Annotated in this window: 4 protein-coding genes; 2 read left to right on the top strand and 2 right to left on the bottom strand. The window is 65.3% G+C overall.

Features of this window, described 5'->3' with window-relative positions; genetic code table 11:
- Positions 1 to 141 precede the first annotated feature (141 nt).
- Positions 142 to 1,278 carry an aromatic ring-hydroxylating oxygenase subunit alpha gene (locus tag AC3WJD_RS21770; protein ID WP_492748915.1) on the top strand — a complete coding sequence of 379 codons (1,137 nt, stop codon included), beginning with the start codon at positions 142 to 144 and terminating at the stop codon, positions 1,276 to 1,278.
- A 196-nt stretch (positions 1,279 to 1,474) separates the two neighbouring features.
- Here AC3WJD_RS21770 and AC3WJD_RS21765 read toward each other — a convergent pair whose 3' ends face one another.
- Both AC3WJD_RS21765 and AC3WJD_RS21760 read right to left on the bottom strand, forming a co-directional pair.
- Positions 1,475 to 1,960, bottom strand: a complete 486-nt coding sequence (locus AC3WJD_RS21765; RefSeq protein ID WP_492748914.1) for a cupin domain-containing protein — start codon at positions 1,958 to 1,960, stop codon at positions 1,475 to 1,477.
- Positions 1,961 to 1,985: 25 nt separating this feature from the next.
- Positions 1,986 to 2,411 carry a response regulator gene (locus tag AC3WJD_RS21760; protein ID WP_492748913.1) on the bottom strand — a complete coding sequence of 142 codons (426 nt, stop codon included), beginning with the start codon at positions 2,409 to 2,411 and terminating at the stop codon, positions 1,986 to 1,988.
- 90 nt (positions 2,412 to 2,501) lie between these two features.
- Between AC3WJD_RS21760 and AC3WJD_RS21755 the strand changes: the two genes are divergently transcribed.
- Positions 2,502 to 3,290: pseudouridine synthase (locus AC3WJD_RS21755; protein WP_492748912.1), on the top strand; the 789-nt coding region annotated here is incomplete at its 3' end.

Below are 3,290 nucleotides of genomic sequence, written 5' to 3'. Positions count from 1 at the left end.
CGCAGACGAAATCCTCGCCTCCGTCAAACGCTTCTGCCAAAAAACAATGAGCCGAACTTCAGATTCAGATGACTAGAGGCAGAATTGGCAAAGCGACCGCACCAGACGGCCGCCCGATCGAGCGAGAGGATAGCCGGCGCCATGAACGCCATCACCCCCACCCCGGGCCAGCTCGCGCTGGCAGATGCCATCGCGCATGGTTGCACGCGCAAGAGCGATGCAATCACCTATGTCGAGGCCTCCGCCTATACCTGCCCCGAACGCTTCCAGCAGGAGCAGCAACGCATCTTTCACCGCGCACCGCAGGTGATCGCGCCCTCGGCGCTGCTTCCCGAGCCCAATATGGCGGTGCCGCATGACGGCTTCGGCAAGCCGCTGCTCATCGCGCGCGACGGCAAGGGCGTGGCGCACGTCTTCCTCAATGTCTGCCGGCACCGTGGCACGCGGCTGATCGAGGGCACCGACACCGTCTGCGCCTCGCGTCTCGTCTGCCCCTATCATGCCTGGACCTATAAGCTCGACGGCAGCCTGGTCGGCCTGCCCCGCCCTGACAGTTTTCCGGGGTTCGACAAGAGCGAATATGGCCTCAGGCGCCTGCCGACCTTCGAGGCGGGCGGGCTCATCTGGTTCAGCTTCGACGAAGGCGCAAGCTTTGCCGAGGCCGAGGCGCTGACGCACGATTTCGAAGCCTTTGCGCTCGGTCAGCAGCATATGTTCGCGCGGCGGACGCATGATGTTGCGGCCAACTGGAAGCTCATCATGGATGCCTTCCTCGAAAGCTACCACGTCCTGCGGCTTCACGCCGACACGATCGGCCCCTTCTTCCAGGACGGGGTCACCAGCGGCGACACGATCGGACCGCACCAGCGCTCGGCGGTCGGCCGCGAATCCGCGGTCGCCGCGCTCGACCTCAACGACTGGAGGGCGCTGCGCGCCTCGATCACCTTTGCCTATCAGCTCTTCCCCGCAACGATCATGATCCTCAGCCCGGATTATGTGAACATCATGGTGCTGATGCCGCAGGCGGTCGACCGCGTGCTCGTCGAGGATTTCATGCTGATCCCCGAGCCGCCCAGGACCGAAAAGGCGCTCGATCATTGGCAGCGCAGCTGGAAGCTGCTCGACGAAGGCGTCTTTGCCGGCGAGGACTACCGCGCCGCTGCGCTCGGCCAGAACGGCCTGCAATCGGGCGCGATCGACCGGCTGACCCTGGGCACGCTTGAGACCGGCATCCGCCACTTCCACGACACGGTAGAGGCGCGGCTGGCGGCGAATTAGGCCCGGGTTCGTCGACTCGGCTAGGGCGAAAGCGGACGTTTCAATTCCTCCCCGGTACGGGGAGGGGGACCATGCGAAGCATGGTGGAGGGGCTGGTACGACGCCGTCGCTCCAGCGCAGCCCCTCCGTCAGCCCTGCGGGCTGCCACCTCCCCGTACCGGGGAGGAATTGGCGCCGGCAATTGGGTCGAGAGCGCTCAGCCTTCTTCGCGGTCGTAGTAATCCACGTCCGCCTCCGCGCGAAACATCTTGCGAAGTCCCCGATCGCCGCGCTTGCCCGCCACGACCGACACCTTCCCCGAATCCGGATATTCGCACGCCTCGACCTCGACCAGCGTCGAAATCGCCAGATAGCGCATCGTCGTCGTGCCGGTGTTGATGATCTGGTGCGCCACCTCCGGCCCGCCCGGCGGACAGGCGATCACGTCATGCTGGCGGATCGGATAGCGCCGGTCGCCGAAGCGAAGCTCGCCTTCGCCCTCGAGGATGAAGAACATCTCTTCCTCGCCATGATGCGCGTGGAATGGGCATTGCACCTTTCCGGGCGGAAGCACGGTCAGGTTATAGCCAAGATCGCGCGCGCCGATCAGGTCGCTGATCGTGGCCCGGCTCGACGTGTAGCGGCCATTCTCCTCCACATCGTCGAACTCCACCGCGTCGAGATTGATGATCGGCTTCACCACGGCGCATCCTCCACAGTCGAACTGTTCAAACCCCGTACAGCGTCAGTCCTCGCGGCAGCTTTTTCGGGCGGGCGCCGCCCAGGCATGCGTTCACCGCCTCCAGTGCCGCGAGCAGTTCCTTGTGCGCAAAGGGCTTGGCAAGGCAGCCGATCGAGATATCGGGCGCGTCGATCGGGCAGCTCGCGGTGACGAACAGCAGCTTCACCTTGCGGCGCAGCGCCTCGCGCGCCAGATCGGTGCCGTTGCGATCGCCCGTCAGCCGCACGTCGCTCAGGATCAGGTCGACCTCGCCGGCATCGAGCACCGCCAGCGCATCGCGATAGCGATCGACCGTCCCGACGACGTGATAGCCCGCCTCGGTCAGTACATGCTCATTGTCGAACGCCACCAGCGGCTCATCCTCGACGATGAGCAGCCGGTTGATCAGCCTTTGCTTCCTGCCAAACAGCATCTATGCGCTTCCTCTCCTGCGCCTGGGCAGAGCGCATAATGGCTCGCAGCGGCACGCGCACGGGTTTATTTTCACGACTGGAGACGAAACTTGGCCCCGCCACCGAAAAAGCACAGCGAAGATCGGCCTGAGGGCCAGCGCATCGCAAAGCTGCTGGCGCGCGCGGGCATCGCCTCGCGCCGCGAGATCGAGCGCATGATCGCCGAGGGCCGCATCGCCTTGAATGGCGCCGTGCTTGACACCCCCGCGACGATCCTGACCTCGCTCCACGGCGTCACCGTCGACGGCAAGCCCGTCAAGCAGGCGCCGCCCGCCAAGCTCTTCCGCTTCCACAAGCCCTCGGGCGTGCTCACCACCGAGCGCGATCCCAAGGGCCGCCCGACCATCTATGATCGCCTGCCCAAGGATCTGCCGCGGCTGATGCCGGTGGGCCGGCTCGACCTCAACACCGAGGGGCTGTTGCTGCTCACCAATGACGGCGAACTCAAGCGCCAGCTCGAACTGCCCAGGACGGGCGTGGTGCGCACCTATCGCGCGCGCGCCTATGGTGACGTGACTCAGGCGCAGCTCGAAGACCTGATCGAGGGCATCGAGATCGACGGCATCCGCTACGGCTCGATCGACGCCAATCTCGAACGCCGTACCGGCGCCAACACCTGGATCGAGATGAAGCTGACCGAAGGCAAGAACCGCGAGGTCCGCCGTGTGCTCGAACATCTGGGGCTCCAGGTCTCGCGCCTGATCCGCACCAGCTACGGCCCCTTCGAGCTCGGCGACCTGCCCACCGGCGCGGTCGACGAGATCCGGCGTCATGACGTCATCACCTTCCGGAACACGCTCGGGCCATTGAGCCCCTCCCCTTCAGGGGAGGGGTTGGGG

It is taken from the genome of Sphingobium sp. FW306-1B-F04DB (assembly GCF_058781925.1).
Note: the sequence above shows the minus strand (reverse complement) of the source record. Positions and strands in the feature narration are given on the sequence as shown.

Coding starts and splice junctions, on each gene's coding strand:
- AC3WJD_RS21770 (WP_492748915.1), top strand. CDS start 142: ATGAACGCCATCACCCCCACCCCGGGCCAGCTCGCGCTGGCAGATGCC.
- AC3WJD_RS21760 (WP_492748913.1), bottom strand. CDS start 2,411: ATGCTGTTTGGCAGGAAGCAAAGGCTGATCAACCGGCTGCTCATCGTC.